Genomic DNA, 17,853 nt, shown 5'->3' on the forward strand with positions numbered 1-17,853 from the left:
ATCGGCGGGGTGCGGTCGAGGTCGGGGCGGGGAAGGGCGTCACTCCCGCGGCGCGATCAGCTCCACCGGATGCATCGGCGACGACCCCAACAGCGCGTCCAGCTGCTCGCCGCAGGAGGTGCCGGACGCGACGACGGTCCGAGCGGTGTCGCCGAACTGCTCGCGGAGCGGCTCGCCCACGTCCATGCTCAGCTCGTAGTAGTCCGTCTTGTAGCCGAACGAGCCGGCCATCCCGCAACACTCCGTCTCGGAGACGCGCACGTCGTAGCCGAGCCGCTCCATCACGGCGGTCGCGTGCTCGCCGACCCCGATCGTCCGCGCCTGACAGTGCGGGTGGTAGGCGACCCGCTCGCCCGAGGCCACCGGTCCGGTCCCCTCGGCCGGCGCGCGCAGCGCGGCCGGGTCGCCGCCGTTCTCCAGCAGGCCGAAGCAGTACTCCATGGCGTCGTAGCTGGCGTCGGCAAGTCGCTCGAACGATCGCTCCGGGAGGAGCCGCTCGTACTCGCTCCGGAACATCGCGAGGTCGCTCGGCTCGATCACGACCACGTCGCGGCCAGCGTCGACGTGGGGCGCGAGCCCGGCGTACGCGTCCTCCGCGGCCGCTCGCGCGGTCGAGACCATCCCCTGCGACAGCGGCGGGCGACCGCTTCCCGGGAGGTCGGGAATCCGGACGTGAACGCCGAGCGCCTCCAGCGCGCGCACCGCCGCCTTCCCGCGGTCGACGTCGACGTAGTTGGTCGCCGTGTCGGGGTAGAGGACGGCCTCGCGGGAGGCCTCGTCGGCCGGGACCGCGGCGCCGCCGCGGCGCTCGAACCAGTCGACGAGCGGTTCGCTCGCGAACTCGGGCAGGTCGCGCCGGCGGTCGATCCCGGTCACGCGCTCGGCGAGCGCGCGGAGCGGGCTGGCGTCGGCGAGCCGGTTCGCGATCGGCGCGGTGAGGCTTCCCAGCTTCGCGACCGTCTCGTAGTTGCCGACGACCCGCGTGCCCAGATCGAGGCCGGCGGGCTCCTCGTCGGGCACTAACTCCTCGAACAGCCAGTCGGTCTGTCGGGAGTCGACCTCGCCGCGGTTGACCCGGTCGCGGACGACCGTGTTGATCCACGGGATGTCGATCCCGACCGGACACGCCGGGACGCAGCGCGAGCAGCCGGTACAGAGGTCGTTGAACTCGGCCGCGACGTCGATCCCCTCGATGCCCGCCTCCCAGCCGGTCGCGATGCCGCCGGAGTACGTCTCGCCGCCGAACGCGTGGCCGCCGACGCTCTGGAAGTTGCCGCAGGCGTTCGAGCAGGCGGAACACCGGATGCAGTATAACGTCTCCTTCAGCTCCTCGTCGTCGCGCATCGCCATGCGTCCGTTGTCGATGAGAACGAGGTGGAAGTCGCGGTCGGGGTCGGCGCTCGCGTCGCCGTCCGAGTCGTCAGCGAGGGGACGCTCGTCGTCCGCGAAGTCCGGGACCGGCGAGTCGACGGGCGGCGTGAGCGTCGAGATGTAGGAGGTCACGTCCTGTCCGGTTCCCGACCGGCCGATCAGCTCGACGAACGGCGAGAAGTCCTCGACGGTCGGGACGAGCTTCTCGACGCCCGCGACCGCGACGTGAGTGTCGGTCGCGGTCACCGTCTTCCGGGCGTTGCCCTCGCTGGTGACCAGCAGCATGGTGCCGGAGTCGGCCGCGATGAAGTTCGCTCCCGTCATCCCCACGTCGGCGTCTTCGATCAGGTCGCCGAGCCGCTCGCGGGCGAACACCGTGAGCTCCTCGGCGGTCTCCGGCGGGTCGTCGAGGTCGAACCGCTCCGCGAACAGCTCCGAGATGCCCTCGCGGGACTTGTGGATCGCCGGCGCGACGATGTGCGAGGGCGCCTCGTCGGCGAGCTGGAGCACCCACTCGCCGAGGTCGGTCTCGACCACCTCGACGCCAGCCTCCGCGAGCGCCTCGTTCACCTCTATCTCCTCCGAGGTCATCGACTTCGATTTGACGAGGCGGTCGGCGTCGCGCTCCTCGGCGGTCAGCTCGGTGATGTACCGGTTCGCGTCCGCCGCGTCGTCGGCGAGGTAGACGGTACCGCCGTTGGCCTCGACGGACTCCCGGACCTCGTCGATCAGCTCCGGGAGCCGGCCGATCGCGTCCTCCTTGATCGCGCGGGCCTCGTCTTTCAGCTCCTCGTAGTCCGCTAACCGCCCCGTCGACTCGATCCGCCCCTCGTTGAATCCGCGGGTGTTCGCGGCGACCGAGTCGCCCTCGGTCGCCATCAACTCGCGGATGCGGTCGGCCTTCGCGGCGTCGCTACTCATCGGCGGTCACCTCTTTATCCGCTGTTTCCTCGTCCCGCAACAGTACCACGTGGACCTCTTTCGGCCCGTGCGCGCCGCGGACGAGTCCGCCCATGTCGGCGGTGGCGCTGGGGCCGGTGGCGAACACCACGTCGACCGACTCGTCGCGCGTTCGCGGGCCGAGCCACTCGAACGCGTCCGGCATGTCGGGGACGAGGTCGGCCTCGCGGAGGACGACGACGTGGCGGTCGACGAAGAGGCTCACCGGCTCGGTTCCGGCCCGGTCGGCCTCGATCGCGACGCTGCCGTACGCGGCGACCCCGAGTTCCGCCGCGGTGACGCCGGTGTGGGCCGCGCGGAGGTCGGCTGTCGTCGGGTCGGTCTCGATCCGGTCGGGGAGCGCGACCGTCGCGTCGGCCGGGTCGTCGCTCTCGTCGGCGAGCGCGACGCCGACGGCGGGGTCTCCCGCGGCCTCGTCGATCAGTTCCGCGCACGCGCTCGGAGGCCCCTCGGTGACGGTCACACCGAGAGCGTCGAGCCGACGCTTGAACGTCGATCGGTCGGCGAGTGACATGCCGGGTGGTCAGGCGGCGAGTATTTGGAGTTTGCGTCGACTCCCGCGGGCCGGGAGGGTGGGTTCCCACGCGCCGACGACTGGGGGAGGTTTTTCACGGTTCGACCGTGAGGGTTTCGCATGGCGACCAACACGCCGGACCCGGATCCGCGGGACGGGGGGAACTTCGACTACACGGGGGGAGAGGTAGAACGCCCGGACCTCGTGGACGCGCTGGAGGCCCGGGTCGACGGCGACGTGCGGTTCGACGACTACTCGAAGCGGCTGTACGCGACCGACGCCTCGGCGTACGAGGTCACCCCCATCGGCGTCGTGATGCCGGCGTCGACGGCGGACGTGGCCGCGGTCCACGAGTACTGCTACGAGGAGGAGATACCGGTGCTCCCACGCGGCGGCGGCACGTCGCTTGCGGGCCAGACCGTCAACGAGGCGGTCGTCCTCGATCTCTCCGACTCGATGGACGAGGTGATCTCGACGGACCCGGAGGCGAGGACCGCTCGGGCGCAGGCGGGGGCGTACGTCGGCGACCTCAACGCCGCGGTCGAGCCCCACGGGCTGAAGTTCGCGCCCGACCCGGCGTGGCGCGACAAGTCCGCGCTCGGCGGCGCGATCGGCAACAACTCCACCGGGTCGCACTCGCTGAAGTACGGCAAGACCGACCACTACGTCGAGGAGGTGGAGGTCGTGCTCGCGGACGGCACGGTGACCACGTTCGGCGAGGTCGCGGTCGAGGAGCTGCGCGAGTCCGCGGACGCCGAGAGCGACGACCTCCTGCCGCGGATCCACGCCGAGGTCGTCCGAATCTTAGACGAGGAGGCGGAGGCGATCGACGAGCGCTTCCCGGAGATGAAGCGGAACGTCTCCGGCTACAACCTCGACCGGCTGCTCGCCGAGTACCGCGGCGAGTACGGCGAGGAAGGAGTGGTCAACCTCGGTCGACTCATGGCCGGCAGCGAGGGGACGCTCGCGACCGTGACGGCGGCGACCGTCTCGCTCGTCGACATCCCGGAGACGAAGGCGGTGGCGCTGCTCACCTACGACGACCTCGTGGACGCGATGGAGGACGTGGCGGCGATACTCGAACACGACCCCGCCGCCGTCGAGGTGATGGACGACGTGTTCCTGGGGCTCGCGGCCGACACGCCGGAGTTCGAGGATGTCGTCGGAATGTTGCCCGAGGGGACCGATTCGGTGCTCCTCGTCGAGTTCTACGCCGACAGCGACGCCGAGGGGAAGCAGATGGTCGCGGACCTGATCGCGGACCGGGTGGGAGTGGATGGCGCGACCGACGCCGCCGACGCGGTCGTCCCCGAGACGGCGGCGGAGCCGAGCGACGGCGCCGCCGAGACGACGAGCCAGCCCCGCCGCGCGGTCGAGGCGATGGAGGCGCACGACCCCGCGAAGCGCGACCGCTTCTGGAAGATGCGCAAGGCCGGGCTCCCGATTCTCCTCTCTCGCACCACCGACGAGAAGCACATCTCCTTCATCGAGGACTGCGCGATCCCCCCCGAGAACCTCCCCGAGTACACCCGCGAGTTCCAGGAGATCCTCGACGACACCGGAACCTTCGCGACGTTCTACGCACACGCCGGGCCGGGGGTGCTCCACGTCCGACCGCTGATAAACACGAAGGACATCGACGACGTGGACGCGATGGTCGAGGTCGCCGACCGCGTCACCGACGCCGTGGTCCGGCTCGGCGGGTCGGTGTCGGGCGAGCACGGCGACGGCCGCGCCCGGACCCAGTGGAACCGAAAGCTGTACGGCGACGACCTCTGGGACGCCTTCCGCGAGCTGAAGACCGCCTTCGACCCCGACTGGCTGCTCAACCCCGGCAACGTCTGCGGCGACCACGACATGCGCGAGAACCTCCGGTTCGACGCCGACTACGAGTACGACGCCGGCTTCGACCCCGCGATGGAGTGGGCCATCGACAACGGGATGCAGGGGATGGTCGAGCTCTGTCACGGCTGCGGGGGCTGTCGCGGCCCGCAGGACACCACCGGCGGCGTGATGTGTCCGACCTACCGCGCCTCCGAGGAGGAGGTGCAGGCCACCCGCGGCCGGGCGAACATGCTCCGCGGGGCGATGAACGGCGAACTCCCGGACGACCCGACCGACGACGAGTTCGTCACCGAGGTGATGGACCTCTGTGTCGGCTGTAAGGGCTGTACGGTGGACTGTCCGAGCGGCGTCGACATGGCGAAGCTGAAAGCCGAGGTCGAGCACGCCCACCACGAGGAACACGGGATCGACCTCCGCACGCGACTGCTCGGGAACTTCGAGCAGTTGGCGCCGCTCGGCTCAAAGCTCGCGCCCCTCTCGAACCTCCCCGCGAAGCTCCCCGGCGCCGGCGTCGTCATGGAGAAAGTCCTCGGGATCGCGAAGGAGCGAGAGCTCCCGGCGTTCCGCTCCGAGAGCCTGACCGACTGGTTCGAGGCCCGCGGCGGCGCGGGAATCCCGCGCGCCGAGGCCGACCGCGACGTGCTCCTGTTCCCCGACGTGTACACCACCTACACGAATCCCGGCGCGGGGAAGGCCGCGGTACGCGTGTTAGAGGCCGCGAACTGTCACGTTCGGATCCCCGACGTCGACGGGAGCGGGCGCCCGCCGCACTCGAAGGGGATGCTCGAGAAGTCTCGGACGGCCGCCGCAGACGCCGTCGAGACGCTCGCGCCGGACGCGAGGGACGGCTGGGACGTTGTCGTCGTCGAGCCCACCGACGCCGTGATGCTCCAGACCGACTACCACGACCTGCTCGACGGCGACGCCAGCGATGTGCCCGACGACGACGTGGCGACCGTCTCGGCGAACACCTACGGCGTCATGGAGTACGTCGACGCCCACCGCCTCGACGAGGGGATCGATCTGGACGCGCCCACGGAGTCGCTCACCTACCACGGCCACTGCCACCAGAAGGCGACGAAGAAGGACCACCACGCGGTCGGCGTGCTCCGGCGCGCCGGGTACGGGGTCGACCCGCTCGACTCCTCCTGTTGCGGGATGGCCGGCTCGTTCGGCTACGAAGCCGAGCACTACTCGATGAGCAAGGCGATCGGTCGGGAGCTCTTCGATCAGGTCGACGAGAGCGACGGCGACGAGGTCGTCGCGCCGGGCGCCTCCTGCCGGAGCCAACTGAAGGAGCGCGACGGCGGCGCCCCGGAGCCGCCGCACCCGGTCGAGAAGCTGGCGGCGGCGCTGGCGTAGGCGGGGGCTGCGGGTCGTCCACAGGCGGTTCGGTCGGTTCCGGCGTGACCTTTACTGCGCGCTCGATCGCACGTTCGCCACGACGAGAGCGATCAGGTACGAGAAGGCCGGAAACAGAACCGCGACCGCGGCGAGGAACGCCGGGTCGAGTCCGGCGGGGTCGTCGGAGAGCCAGCCGGTGTACTGGAGGACCGCCAGCGTGAGGACCACCACAGCCGTGTTGATCGCGTACTCGGAGAGCGACGGGTTCGGAAACCGCATACGGCCGGCTGGCGCCGCCGCTCACTCAACGCTTTCGGCCCGGTCCCGCTCGCGCTCTCGCCGTCGGGCCAACACCCGCTTGAACCCCTTCCCGGGGCCGCCCTCGATCGGCCATCCATTCGTCCTCCACTGCGGCGGTTCGGGCGAGAACGACGCACACGACCCCGAGCACTCGCGGGAGGTGGGGACCTTCTCCTTGGCCGCGCAGTACGGGACGAGCGCCCGGTCCTCGCGGCGGAGTTCGAAGTGCCGACAGTCGGGGCGCATCGTGTCGTGGTACGATCGCCACCCCTTCCCGTAGGCGCGCTCGGCGATCTCCAGCCGGAGCGTCTCGGTTTCGGGGTCGCGGCGCTCGCCTTCCGCCGGACCCAGATCGCTCGGGTGCCACGCCACGTCGGCCGCGTCGGCGTCGACGCCCCCGGAGAAGTCGGTCGCGAGGATGCCCGCCTCGACGGGCATCTCGCGGAGCAGGGCCGGCTCGACGCGCTCGCCGGTCGTCTCGGTCGCGAGCCACGCCTCGTCCGCGAGGCCGGTCTCCACGTCGTGGACGAGCTGGTCGGCGAGCCGGTCGGCCGCGGAGCGGTCGAGGTCCGGCTTGTTCTCGATCGCGACGATCCGCTCGATCCAGTCCGGGTACGGTCGCTTCCGGCGGAGTTGGATCCGGTTGTTCCGCCGGCGCTTCTCGATCAGGCTCCGTCCCGCGGCGCGGTGGACCGCCTGCCGGACGTAGCGCCACGGGTAGCCGGGGTGCGGGAGCGCGTCGCGGTACCACGCCCACTCGGCGGGGGCGTTGCGCACGACGTGGAGGAGGTCCGAGTCGATGGTTCGGTCGCCGAAGGCGCGCCGGGCCGCGAACGCCGCCGGGTCGACCTCGATCACGACTGTGTCCCAGCGGCGCTCCTTGGTCCCCAGTTGGCGGGCGACGAGCGTGGGGCGGGGTTGGTCGCGAGGGCCGTCGCTCGGGTGCCACGCGAGCTCCGCGTACCGGCAGACCAGAAGCTCGTAGCCGAACTCGGCGTTCGGAGTCACGGTTGCGGTAGTCGGTGGCGGCTTAAAAGTGAACGGTGCGAGGCGGAACGAGCCGAGACGGAGCCTGACGGCCCGCTCAGACGTAGTCGCCGCTCTCCTCGTCCTTCCGCTCGTCGAGGTAGTCGTGGGCGTCTTCGAGGATCTCGCGGGGCCCGGTCTGCGTGATCGTGTTGAGCGCCTGATCGTAGTCGCGCCACTGCAGGTCGCGGTGTTCGTTCGAGATCTCGGCGCTCGCCTCGAACGAGCGCGCGATGAACAGGTGCACCGTCTTGTGGATGGTGTCGCCGTTCGCCTCGAACACGTAGTCGTACTCCTTGCGGAAGCCGTCGATCAGCCGGAAATCCTCGATCCCGGCCTCCTCGCCGACTTCCCGTATCGCCGTCTGCTGGAGCTCCTCGTCCCCCTCGACCCCGCCTTTGGGGAACTCCCAGTCTCCCGGTCGGCTCTTCAGGAGCAGGTACTCCCGTTCGCCGCGGGTGTCGCGGAAGAGGATGGCTCCGGCACTGGTCGCTTCGACCGTCATTAGCGTCAGGTAAGCCACCACCCCTAAAGAGGGTGTCGGAGTCGCGAACGCACCGGCCGTTACGGCCCTCTTCGACCGATCTGCGCGTCGTTAGTCATCTCCTACCGAGGTTTTTATACGGTCTCTCGGTGTCGGATAGAGCGCCCCGCGCTCGGTAGATGCGTTTTTACTCTTCGGGCGGCCATACACGGACGACCCCCAGCTATGACCTTCGTCACGAAACTCTCCTTCGCGTCCGGCGACCGCGACGTGCTCGCCGAGACCGTTCAGGAGCTCAAATCGACGCTCGAACGCAAGGGCGCGGAGTGTAAGGGCCCGCACGCCACGCCCGCCGAGACCGTCCGCGTCCCGCTTTATAAGCAGCTCCGCGCCGGCGACGAGTTCTCGCCGTGGAGCTACGACGTGTACAAGCGCTCGATGGAGATCCACGGCGCGGACGACATCGCCCGCGAGGTCGTCGGCCGCGATTTCCCCGACTCGATCCACGTCGAGGTCGAGGTCGATCAGAAGAAACCGCTCGGCCACCGCCGGGACTGACTTTTAAAAGCCGCCACCGCGCCGCGCGCGGTTCAGTCGTCGTCGCCGGTCGCGACGATCCGCTCGCCGGAGACGAACCACCCGTCGTCGTTCGCGCGCGCCGCGATCTTCGGCTGGAACACCCACGCGGTGAGCCCCAGGATCGGGATCATCGACGCCCCCACGATCGCGTAGCCCACGTGGAGGTTCGGAAGGAACGCGGCAGAGAAGGCGAGCGGGTAGACGACCCCGCCGATCGTTCCGATCCCGCCGACGATCCCCGCGACCGATCCCGAGTTGTCGGGGAACATCGCTGGCACCTGCGCGAAGATCGCGCCCTCGGAGAACGCGCAGCCGGTGCCGACGAGGAAGCCGGCGACGACGGCGACGTAGATGTTCCCCGTGAGCCCGGCGAGCGTCATGCCGAACATCGATAACACGACGAACGAGAGCGCGGCGAACGTCCACTGGTTGCGGTACTCCCCCTCGAAGAAGGGGAGGATATCTCGCTCGTTGCGGGCGACGACGTCGCTGATGTACCCCCCGATAGGCCGTAAGAGTCCGGCGGCGACCGAGAAGGTCGCCGCGAACGACGCGGCGATCACGATGTCGCCCTGGCCGAACGCCTCGCGGTAGTAGGTCCCGAGCCACCCGTTCATCGCGAGTTCGAGCCCGAAGCTCATCACGTACGCGACGGAGAGGACGACCGCGCCGTAGCGGGTGGCGATGAACCGCCACTGGTCCCAGCTCACGCCCGCCTTCGTCGCCTCCCGCTTCGCTTCGCTCTTCGCGGCGGCGCCGAAGACGTAGTAGACGATCCCGAGCAGCACCGCGAGCACGCCAGTGTAGAAGAACGCCGCCCGCCAGTTCGACGAGGTTGCGAGGAACGCCGAGCCGAAGATCGGGTCGACGTACCCCTCACCGAAGATCCGCGGCAGGGTGAAGTACGCGCCCAGTCCGGCGCCGGCGTTGCCGATCCCGGCGAAGATCCCCTCTGCGGTCCCGAGGTTCTCCTCCTCGAACCATTCGGCCACGTGCTGGATGCCGATGACGAAGGTGATCCCCGAGAGCGACGCGACGATCCGGGAGGCCGTGAACACCTCGTACGTCTGTGCGAACGCGCTGATGATCGCAAACGCCCCGACCGTCACGAGCGTCACGCCGCCCGTGACGTTCGCCCCGAACCGGTCGGTCAGCGGCCCGATGACGATGCGACCGAGGGGGACGGCGACGATGGCCGCGCTCGCGACGACACCGAGCTGCTGGACCGAGAGCCCGAACTCGTCGGCGATGCCGCCGGTGAACGGCGCGAACGAGAACCAGATCACGAATCCGAGGTTGAACATCGCCGTCGCGAGGATCAGGTTCCGGTACTTCCCGTACAACAGATCCGTCGGCTTCACCGCGAGTCACCTCCGGTGGAGCGACCGGCGGCACCCGTCGGATCGGGCGTCTCGAACGTCCGATCGACAACCGTCTCGCTCTGGAGTGAACGACTCGACGGAGATCCGGCGGCGTTGGAACCGAAATCGCCCACCAGATCCGAAATAAATTGTCTGAACATAGTTTTTCTCACGTTTCAACAGCACATCCTGGTTATTAATAAACGAATCGCTCAACAAATAGCAAGTATATTCCGAGAATATTGATTCATTCTCAATAACACTCCACACACGTATTTATTCTCTCTTTGAATGGAGAAATTATAAGACGAGCACATTGCTGGGACGATTTTTGAAAAACGACACCCCACACCGGATTCTCGTGATCTGTTTTAATTCTTTAATGGTGATGGAGGATCCGTAATTCTGCTGAAATTTAACTCCTCAGAGGTCTTAGGCTGAAACAGTGGTTTGCTGAATACTGCTCCGAGCTCGATAGCGGGAGTAGGTATAGCGAGTTGGGTGAGTGGTGGTTTATAAGTGATCGAGTGGTGTTGCTGTCGGCTGTTTATAAGCGATCGATAGTGCTGCGGTGAACACTGCCAAAGCCCCAGTCGCTGAGGACGGTGCACGCTCGCTGCGCTCCTCACTCAGTCGCTACCGCTCCTTCGCTGCGGTGCTTACGTCGCCTGCACCGTCCTCGCCGGCTGCCCCTTTGAGTCCCACCCCACCGCACAGCACCGCAGCCTCACACCTCCCCAGCCTCGTCGCTGGCGCCGACGGCGCCAGCGACTCCCTCGCACCGTCGGTGAGCGGCCCATAGGACCGCTCACCGGGGCGCGCCACCGCATCGTTCTTTATAAGCGATCGTCGCAGTCGCTCATGTCTTTTTAAATACGCTCTTGCCACCACCGATCTGCAACACTCACTCCCGTGTTCTCTCGCTGCTGTGTCTGTATCGACCGCACACGAGACAGGCTCTCGCTCTTTCTGAGGAATCCAACGGGGCCGGATCAGGAGTACGAACTCGTGCCATTCGCCTTCCCGCTCCCGGTAAGATCGGTGCTCGTGCGGTCGGGAGCGCTCAGACTGATCGCGCACTGCTTGAGATTCGGCTCGGCCGACTCCGGGTCCGCGGCGGACAGCGTCAGCTCGTTGGCCGCCGGGTTGTGGACCGGGAGCCAGACGAGCCCCGGCGGCACGTCGGCGTCGGGCGTAACGCTGACCGTCACCGCGGAGCGACGGGACTCGATCACCGTCTCTCCCCGGTCGAACGCTCGCAGGTGGTCGGCGATCGTCTCGGGGTGCATCCGCGCGGCCGTCGCGCTCTCGTCCCCGTCGCCGGCGTCGGAACGCGTCCGGACGCCGGTGTTGTACACGTCCGGACGCCGACCGGTGGTGAGCGTGAGCGGGTACTCCGTGTCGATCGGCTCCGGCACGCCCCGATGAGACGTGTTCGAGAACCGCGCTCGGCCCGAGTCGGTGGGGAACGACCACGGGCTGTCGGCGTCGTTGGCCGTGGTCTCACCCCCGTCCCCGACGTAGTACCGGTATCCGCCTTCGCCGGTCTCGTCCGGCGCGGGCCACCGGACGGCCAGCTCCTCGGAGAGTCGCTCGTAGGAGATCCCCGAAAGGTCGGCCGTCGTCCCGCGCGTCAGGGCGCTGAGCTCGTCGAACAGCGCTTCGGGGTCGAGCCGCGTCGACTCGAACAGGTCCGGGACGATGCGGTCGGCGACCGCGCCGATGATGTCCACGTCCTGCCGAACGCCGTCCGGCGGCTCGCGCGCCGCCGTGACCCGCGAGACGCGCCGCTCCATGTTCATCACCGTCCCCTCGGACTCGCCCCACGTCGCCGCCGGCAACACCACATCGGCCAGCTCGACGGTGTCGGACCGGAACGCGTCCTGGGCGATCAGAAACGTGTCGTCGAGGGCGCTTTCGACGTGATTCGCGTCGGGCATCCCCGCGACCGGGTTCGTCGCCACCGTCCAGCAGACGTCGATGTTGTCCCGCGCCAGCTCGTCGATGATCCGGACGAACCCCGGCCCCGACGAGTCGGGGAGTCGGCTCAGGGGAACGCCCCACTCCCTCGCGATCGTCTTCCGATGATCCACGTCGTCGAACGGTCTGTACCCCGGCCACGACGACTTCGAGGCGCAGACGCGGTTCCCCATCGAGTTCGCCTGCCCGGTCAGCGAAAACGGCCCGCTTCCCGGTCCCAGATTACCGGTGGCCAGACACAGATCGATCAGCGAGCGGGCGGTTCCCGTCCCTTGGACGCTCTGGTTGACTCCCATCCCCCAGTAGACGAGGGTCCGAGCGTCGAACGCCGCGGCCAACTCGGAGACGCGCTCGACCGACACCCCGGCCGTCTCGGCCGCGACGGAGATGTCGGGCAACGACCCGACCATGGCCTCGAATCCCTCGGTGTGGTGCTCGACGAACTCGCGGTCGACGAGGCCGTCCTCGACGGCCCGCGCGAGCATGGCCCGCGCCAGCGCCAGATCGGTCCCCGGCTCCGGTCGGACGTGGAGGTCGGCGTCGGCAGCCGTCTCGCTCTCGACGGGGTCGACGACAATTAGTTTGCTGTCGTCGTCGCTCGCGCTGTCGGCGATCCACCGGTACAGCACGGGATGGGCGATCTTCGGATTCGCGCCCCAGATCACGTGGGTCTCGGCGTCGGGGACGTCCTCGTAGGTCGGCGGCGGCGCGTCGCTCCCGAACGCCTGCATGTACGCCTGCACCGCTGAGGCCATACAGAGGGTGGTGTTGGCGTCGTAGTACCGGGTACCGAAGCCGCCGCGCGCGAGCTTCCCCAGCGCGTACGCCGCCTCGTTCGTCTGCTGGCCGCTTCCCAAGACGGCGACGTTGTTGTTCCCCTTCCTGAGCGCCTCGATGATACGCATCGAGACCGTCCCGAGAACGGTGTCCCAGTCGGCCGGCTGGAGCGTCCCGCCGCGGCGGATCAGCGGTTCGGTCACCCGCTCGCCGCTCGGGTCAACCGTCTCGCGGACCCCGCGGCTGCAGGTCTCTCCCTCGTTCGTCGGGTGGGCGTCGTCGCCGCGAACGTCGACGAGCCGCCCGCCGGCGCCGCCACGCTGTCGATACCCACAGCCGACCGCACACCGCATACACGTTGTTGGCTTACGATCAGTCATTGTCGATATCGGTTCGGGAACGCCCCGATAAATCTCGTTATTATAGACATTCGTGTTTTGTTCTCGAATATGTTTGGGCTATTGTTTTTTCTCATTTGGTATAACTCTTTTTTCACACGGACAATAATGTAGTATAAGCGCCGAGACGGTCGGCGTGAGCGCCGACGGAACGGCGGCAGACCGTCAGTCGTCCGTCGGAGCGGGCTCGCCGTCCGCGGTGGGCTGTCCCTCGTGGACCAGCGGGTTCGACGGCTGCGGCGCCCGAACGTCGACCGCGCACTGTTTGAGGTTCGGCTCGTCGGACTCGGGGTCGACGACCGGGAGCGTGAGGACGTTCACGGCCGGGTGGTGGATCGGCAGCCACACCATCCCCTTCGGCACGCCGTCGTCCGGGTTGACCGCGATCGTCGCCGATCCCCGGCGCGACGAGACGACCGTCTTCCCGCGGTCGAACGCCTCGATGTACTCCAGCGTGGTCTCGGGATGGATCCGCGCCATCGGCGGCGCGTCGCTCCCGGCGCTCCCGTCCCCCCGGCTGCGGACGCCGGTGTTGTACGCGTCGGCCTGTCGGCCGGTCGTGAGGGTCAGCGGGTAGTCGTCGTCAGTCGGCTCCGCGAGGCCGTCGTGGGCGCCCGTCGAGAAGCGCGCGCGACCCGACGGCGTTGGGAACGACCACCCGTCGGCATCGGCGTAGCGGTAGCCGCCCTCCTCCTCGGGCGACGGGGCGGGCCACCGAACCGCCCGCCCCGCCTCCAGCCGGTCGTACGAGATCCCCGAGAGGTCCGCCGGCGTCCCCGCCGTCAGCCCGCGCAGTTCGCCGAACACCGATTCCGGCGAGACCGTCGACTGCGGGAACAGCTCCTCGTCGATCGCGGCGCCGATCGCGACGATGATGTCGAGGTCCTGCTTGATCTTCGGGGAGGTCTCCGTGGCGGCGCGGACCCGCGAGATCCGGCGCTCCATGTTGGTGACGGTCCCCTCGGACTCGCCCCACGTCGCCGCCGGCAACACCACGTCGGCCAGCTCGACCGTCTCGGTCCGGAACGCGTCCTGCGCGACGAGGAACGTGTCTTCGAGGGCGCTCTTGACGTGACTCGCGTCCGGCATCCCCGCGACCGGATTCGTCGCCACCGTCCAACACACCTCCGGCGGCCCGTCCGCGACGGCGTCGACGATGCCGACCGGTCCCGGCCCGGGGTCGTCCGGGAGCCGATCTCGGGGGATGTTCCACGCATCCGCGATGAACTGGCGCTGCTCCGGATCGGTGAACTCGCGTTGACCGGGCCACGTCCCCTTCGACGAGCAGACGCGGGTCCCCATCGAGTTCGCCTGTCCGGTCAGCGAGAACGGCCCGCTTCCGGGCCGGAGGTTCCCCGTCGCGAGACAGAGGTCGATGAGCGCCCGGGAGGTCGCGGTTCCCTGCACGCTCTGGTTGACGCCCATCCCCCAGTACACAAGGGTCGAGTCGGTCATGGCGTCGGCGACGCGCTCGACCGTCTCGACCGAGACGCCGGCGGTCTCCGCGGCCTCTTCGACCGCGGGTAGCGAGTCGACTGTCGCCTCGAAGCCGGTCGTCGCCTCGGCGACGAACTCGCGGTCGACGGCGTCGTCGGCGACGATCCGCGCGAGCACAGCCCGAGCGAACGCCAGATCGGTTCCGGGCTCGATCTGCGCGTGGAGATCCGCGTCGTCGACGGTCTCGCTCTCGACGGGGTCGACGACGATCAGTTCGCTGTCGTCGTCGCTCGCGCTGTCGGCGATCCACCGGTACATCACCGGGTGTGCCACCGCGGGGTTCGCACCCCAGATCACGTGGGTCTCGGCGTCGGGGATGTCCTCGTAGGTCGGCGGCGGCGCGTCGCTCCCGAACGCCTGGTAGTAGGCGGTGACGGCCGAGGCCATACAGAGGGTGGTGTTGGCGTCGTAGTACCGGGTGCCGAAGCCGCCGCGCGCGAGCTTCCCCAGCGCGTACGCCGCCTCGTTCGTCTGCTGGCCGCTTCCCAGCACCGCGACGCCATCCCGCGTCTCGGCGAGGGCGTCCTCGATACGCGAGACGACGGTTCCGATCGCCGTCTCCCAACTGGTGGGGATGAGGTTCCCGTCTTCCCTGATAAGGGGACGCGTCAGCCACTCCCCGTTGGGGTCCGCGGTCTCGTTGATCCCGCGCTGACAGGCGAGGCCGCGGTTGACCGGGTGTGACGCGTCGCCCCGGACGGTGTCGAGGCCGTAGTTGTTGGTGTACCCCTGCTGCAGGTGGCCGCAGCCGACCGCACACCGCATACACGTCGTCGGCGTCCACTCACTCATCGGCGGGGACACCTCTCGGAGACGGTTCCGCGCCGCGCTGGAGCGACCGATCCGCCAGCGGTTCCGATCCGTGACCGGTCCGAAATAGGTGGCCCGCACACGTAGTGTCGCATCAGTTTGTTTCTGAATATCACATACCCAATCAGCAGTATAATTGTTTTGGTATGGCCAACTTAGCGGTGTTTCAAAAATAAATGTCCATCTATTAGCTGTATTTCTAAATAAACACGCGCATGCTTGGGCAGGCGTTCGTCGCCCATGTACGCGTCGCCCACGGACACACGCGGGGGACCCGAACCGACAACCCTGATACGCTCGTCCGGATCACACCTTCGCGCCGCGTCGAACGCCTTCAAGCCGCTCCGAGGCACCTCCGACCCGCGCCGGGTAACTTCCGACCCGTCCGGATGAATTTCCGACTCGCATCGATCCGCGAAGGCCATTTGTATTTGTGAACTTCTGGCTGGCTTCGGTACTACATATATAATTTCTCTCTCCATAGAGAGAAATGTACCCTGCTCAGACGGCCGCCTTTTCGATCGCGCCGTTATCAGACATATTTTGTGATTTTATAAAAAGCGAAGTATTTTATGCTATCCTATGAAGTTCTAACCGAGATGGCCCACCATTCGGCCAATATAAATGCAGTAGAGTTGTACACCACTGACGAGGGTGATCGGTAATGGCCAACAAAAAGGAGGAGTGGAAATCGGAGCTGTACGGCGACGAGGTGCGGGAGAAGCTGCTGGAGTTCGCGGAGACCGGGTTCGAGTCGATCCCGGAGGACGAGCGGGACGCGTGGTTCACTCGGTTCAAGTTCTGGGGAGTCTTCCACCAGCGCTCGGGCCAAGAGGGTTACTTCATGATGCGGCTGACGAACGCCAACGGGATCTTGAAGCCCGATCAGCTCCGCGCGATCGCCGAGGTCGCCCGCGACTACGCGTCGGGACCGGTGTCAAACCCCGAGTTCGGCGACAGCTGGATCGACCTGACCACCCGCCAGTCGGTCCAGCTTCACTGGATCAAGCTGGAGGACATCCCGGAGATCTGGGAGAAGCTGGAGTCCGTCGGCGTCACCACCCGCTCGTCGGGCGGCGACACGATGCGGAACATCTCCGGCAGCCCGGTCGCCGGCAAGGACGCGAACGAGGTGATCGACACGCTCCCGCTGCTCGAACGGTTCCAAGAGGAGATCCGCGGCGACGACGACCTCTGTAACATGCCCCGGAAGTTCAACATCAGCATCTCCGGGACCCCCGAGGGCGGCGCGCAGGACGCGATCAACGACATCGGTCTCGAACCCGCCAGAAAGGAAATCGACAGCGTCGAGGGAACCTCGACGGGCAGCCGGACGGAGTCCGGCGACGGCGAGGAGACGCTCGGCTTCAACGTCCGCGTCGGCGGCGGGCTCGGCGGTCGCGAGCCCCGCGTCGCTCGCCCCCTCGACGTGTTCGTGACCCCGGACGAAGCGTACGACGTGGTCCGCGGCTTCGTCGAGCTGTACCACGACCACGGCGACCGCCAAGTCCGCGCGAAGAACCGCTCGCGCTTCTTCGTCGACGACCACGGCACCGAGTGGATCCGCGACCTGCTCGACGAGGAGTACGTCGAGAGCGACCTGCGGACCGCCGGCGAGGACATCCGCGACGAGTACACGTACAACGCCGGGTCAGCTCCCGACGACGGGAAGAAAGACTACACCGGCGTCCACGAGCAGGGCGACGGCAGGCGGTACGTGGGCCTCAGCGTCCCGGTCGGCCGGCTGCCTGCTGAGGAGGCCATCGAGCTCGCCGACCTCGCCGACGAGTACGGCTCCGGCGAAGTCCGGCTCACGCGCCGGCAGAACCCGATCATCGTCGATGTCGAGCCCGATCAAGTTGAGGAGCTACTCGCGGAGCCGCTGCTCGCGAAACACCGGCCCAAGCCGAATCCCTTCGTCCGCGGCGCGATGGCGTGTACCGGCACCGAGTTCTGCTCGATCGCGCTCGTCGAGACCAAGACTCGGACCGCGACGATGCTCCGCTGGCTCCGCGACAACGTCGACCTGCCGGACGACGTCGAACAGCTGAAGATCCACTTCTCCGGCTGTACCGCCGACTGCGGGCAGGCCAACACGGCGGACATCGGCCTGCTCGGGATGCGAGCGCGGAAGGACGGCGAGATGGTCGAGGCGGTCGACATCGGCGTCGGCGGCGGGATGGGCGAGGATCCCTCCTTCGTCGACTACGTCCAACAGCGGGTCCCGGCCGACGAGGCCCCCGGCGCGATCCGGAACCTGATCGAGGCGTTCGCGGAGCGCCGCGAGCCGGGCCAGACGTTCCGCGAGTGGGCGGCTGCGACCGACAACGAGACGCTCGGGGAACTCTGCGAGCCCGAGGAGACCGACTACGCGGACCCGACGCTCACCGACGCGAAGCAGTCGTGGTACCCGTTCGCCGAGGAGGGGACGACGGCGGCGAATCCCGAGGTGGCTTCGTCGGATGACTGACCGATTGACCGATCCGGCGGCGGACGAGGCCGGAGTCACCCCCGACGGCTCCGCGACCGCCCCCAAGGGCTCCGCGGACGACCGCGCGCAACACGCGTCGGCCGACGTCGCGCCGGAGCTGTTCGGCTGGTAGGCCG

Annotated in this window: 12 protein-coding genes; 4 read left to right on the forward strand and 8 right to left on the reverse strand. The window is 68.0% G+C overall.

Annotation, left to right across the window (positions count from 1 at the left end):
• Nucleotides 1–39: 39 nt before the first annotated feature.
• Together ACP96_RS04075 and ACP96_RS04080 are read right to left on the reverse strand one after the other, a co-directional pair.
• The gene (locus ACP96_RS04075; RefSeq protein ID WP_050032328.1) at nucleotides 40–2,292 is read right to left on the reverse strand and encodes an LUD domain-containing protein; all 2,253 of its coding nucleotides are present in this window, start codon (nucleotides 2,290–2,292) and stop codon (nucleotides 40–42) included.
• Nucleotides 2,285–2,845 carry an LUD domain-containing protein gene (locus tag ACP96_RS04080; RefSeq protein ID WP_050032329.1) on the reverse strand — a complete coding sequence of 187 codons (561 nt, stop codon included), beginning with the start codon at nucleotides 2,843–2,845 and terminating at the stop codon, nucleotides 2,285–2,287. Before ACP96_RS04080 ends, ACP96_RS04075 begins: the two co-directional genes overlap by 8 nt.
• A 120-nt stretch (nucleotides 2,846–2,965) precedes the next feature.
• Here ACP96_RS04080 and ACP96_RS04085 point away from each other — a divergent pair, with 120 nt between their 5' ends.
• The gene (locus tag ACP96_RS04085; protein WP_050032330.1) at nucleotides 2,966–6,052 is read left to right on the forward strand and encodes an FAD-binding and (Fe-S)-binding domain-containing protein; all 3,087 of its coding nucleotides are present in this window, start codon (nucleotides 2,966–2,968) and stop codon (nucleotides 6,050–6,052) included.
• A 51-nt stretch (nucleotides 6,053–6,103) separates the two neighbouring features.
• On the opposite strand, the gene ACP96_RS04090 is transcribed toward ACP96_RS04085, so the two are convergent.
• The 3 genes from ACP96_RS04090 to ACP96_RS04100 form a co-directional block, all read right to left on the reverse strand.
• Nucleotides 6,104–6,313, reverse strand: a complete 210-nt coding sequence (locus tag ACP96_RS04090) for a hypothetical protein (RefSeq protein WP_050024083.1) — start codon at nucleotides 6,311–6,313, stop codon at nucleotides 6,104–6,106.
• A gap of 21 nt (nucleotides 6,314–6,334) precedes the next feature.
• The gene (locus ACP96_RS04095; protein ID WP_050032332.1) at nucleotides 6,335–7,342 is read right to left on the reverse strand and encodes a DUF5787 family protein; all 1,008 of its coding nucleotides are present in this window, start codon (nucleotides 7,340–7,342) and stop codon (nucleotides 6,335–6,337) included.
• A gap of 76 nt (nucleotides 7,343–7,418) precedes the next feature.
• Nucleotides 7,419–7,865 (reverse strand): bis(5'-nucleosyl)-tetraphosphatase, encoded by a 447-nt coding sequence (locus tag ACP96_RS04100; protein ID WP_050024081.1) that lies wholly within the window; start codon nucleotides 7,863–7,865, stop codon nucleotides 7,419–7,421.
• Nucleotides 7,866–8,069: 204 nt separating this feature from the next.
• On the opposite strand from ACP96_RS04100, the gene ACP96_RS04105 reads away from it, so the two are divergent.
• Nucleotides 8,070–8,402, forward strand: coding sequence for an uS10/mL48 family ribosomal protein (locus ACP96_RS04105; RefSeq protein WP_050024080.1), 333 nt, complete (start codon nucleotides 8,070–8,072; stop codon nucleotides 8,400–8,402).
• A 32-nt stretch (nucleotides 8,403–8,434) separates the two neighbouring features.
• Here the strand turns inward: ACP96_RS04105 and ACP96_RS04110 are convergent, their stop codons facing one another.
• From ACP96_RS04110 to nasA (ACP96_RS04120), 3 genes are all read right to left on the reverse strand, one after another.
• Nucleotides 8,435–9,784: an MFS transporter gene (locus ACP96_RS04110; protein ID WP_050032333.1), complete on the reverse strand. Its 1,350-nt coding sequence runs from the start codon at nucleotides 9,782–9,784 to the stop codon at nucleotides 8,435–8,437.
• A gap of 992 nt (nucleotides 9,785–10,776) precedes the next feature.
• Nucleotides 10,777–12,921 carry an assimilatory nitrate reductase NasA gene (gene nasA / locus ACP96_RS04115; protein ID WP_050032334.1) on the reverse strand — a complete coding sequence of 715 codons (2,145 nt, stop codon included), beginning with the start codon at nucleotides 12,919–12,921 and terminating at the stop codon, nucleotides 10,777–10,779.
• 183 nt (nucleotides 12,922–13,104) lie between these two features.
• Nucleotides 13,105–15,228 carry an assimilatory nitrate reductase NasA gene (gene nasA, locus ACP96_RS04120; protein WP_050032371.1) on the reverse strand — a complete coding sequence of 708 codons (2,124 nt, stop codon included), beginning with the start codon at nucleotides 15,226–15,228 and terminating at the stop codon, nucleotides 13,105–13,107.
• Between the two features lie 682 nt (nucleotides 15,229–15,910).
• Here nasA (ACP96_RS04120) and ACP96_RS04125 point away from each other — a divergent pair.
• The gene (locus tag ACP96_RS04125) at nucleotides 15,911–17,716 is read left to right on the forward strand and encodes a nitrite/sulfite reductase (protein WP_050032336.1); all 1,806 of its coding nucleotides are present in this window, start codon (nucleotides 15,911–15,913) and stop codon (nucleotides 17,714–17,716) included.
• Nucleotides 17,709–17,849: a hypothetical protein gene (locus ACP96_RS18495; protein WP_154020399.1), complete on the forward strand. Its 141-nt coding sequence runs from the start codon at nucleotides 17,709–17,711 to the stop codon at nucleotides 17,847–17,849. The genes ACP96_RS04125 and ACP96_RS18495 overlap by 8 nt, the downstream gene beginning before the upstream one ends.
• Nucleotides 17,850–17,853: the final 4 nt, after the last annotated feature.

Source organism: Halorubrum halophilum (genome assembly GCF_000739595.1).
Classification (GTDB): Archaea; Halobacteriota; Halobacteria; order Halobacteriales; family Haloferacaceae; genus Halorubrum; species Halorubrum halophilum.

Bases quoted from the DNA above. Each gene is read 5' to 3' on its own strand.
- ACP96_RS04075 (WP_050032328.1), bottom strand. From the start codon at position 2,292: ATGAGTAGCGACGCCGCGAAGGCCGACCGCATCCGCGAGTTGATGGCG.
- ACP96_RS04080 (WP_050032329.1), bottom strand. From the start codon at position 2,845: ATGTCACTCGCCGACCGATCGACGTTCAAGCGTCGGCTCGACGCTCTC.
- ACP96_RS04085 (WP_050032330.1), top strand. From the start codon at position 2,966: ATGGCGACCAACACGCCGGACCCGGATCCGCGGGACGGGGGGAACTTC.
- ACP96_RS04090 (WP_050024083.1), bottom strand. From the start codon at position 6,313: ATGCGGTTTCCGAACCCGTCGCTCTCCGAGTACGCGATCAACACGGCT.
- ACP96_RS04100 (WP_050024081.1), bottom strand. From the start codon at position 7,865: ATGACGGTCGAAGCGACCAGTGCCGGAGCCATCCTCTTCCGCGACACC.
- ACP96_RS04105 (WP_050024080.1), top strand. From the start codon at position 8,070: ATGACCTTCGTCACGAAACTCTCCTTCGCGTCCGGCGACCGCGACGTG.
- nasA (WP_050032334.1), bottom strand. From the start codon at position 12,921: ATGACTGATCGTAAGCCAACAACGTGTATGCGGTGTGCGGTCGGCTGT.
- nasA (WP_050032371.1), bottom strand. From the start codon at position 15,228: ATGAGTGAGTGGACGCCGACGACGTGTATGCGGTGTGCGGTCGGCTGC.
- ACP96_RS04125 (WP_050032336.1), top strand. From the start codon at position 15,911: ATGGCCAACAAAAAGGAGGAGTGGAAATCGGAGCTGTACGGCGACGAG.
- ACP96_RS18495 (WP_154020399.1), top strand. From the start codon at position 17,709: ATGACTGACCGATTGACCGATCCGGCGGCGGACGAGGCCGGAGTCACC.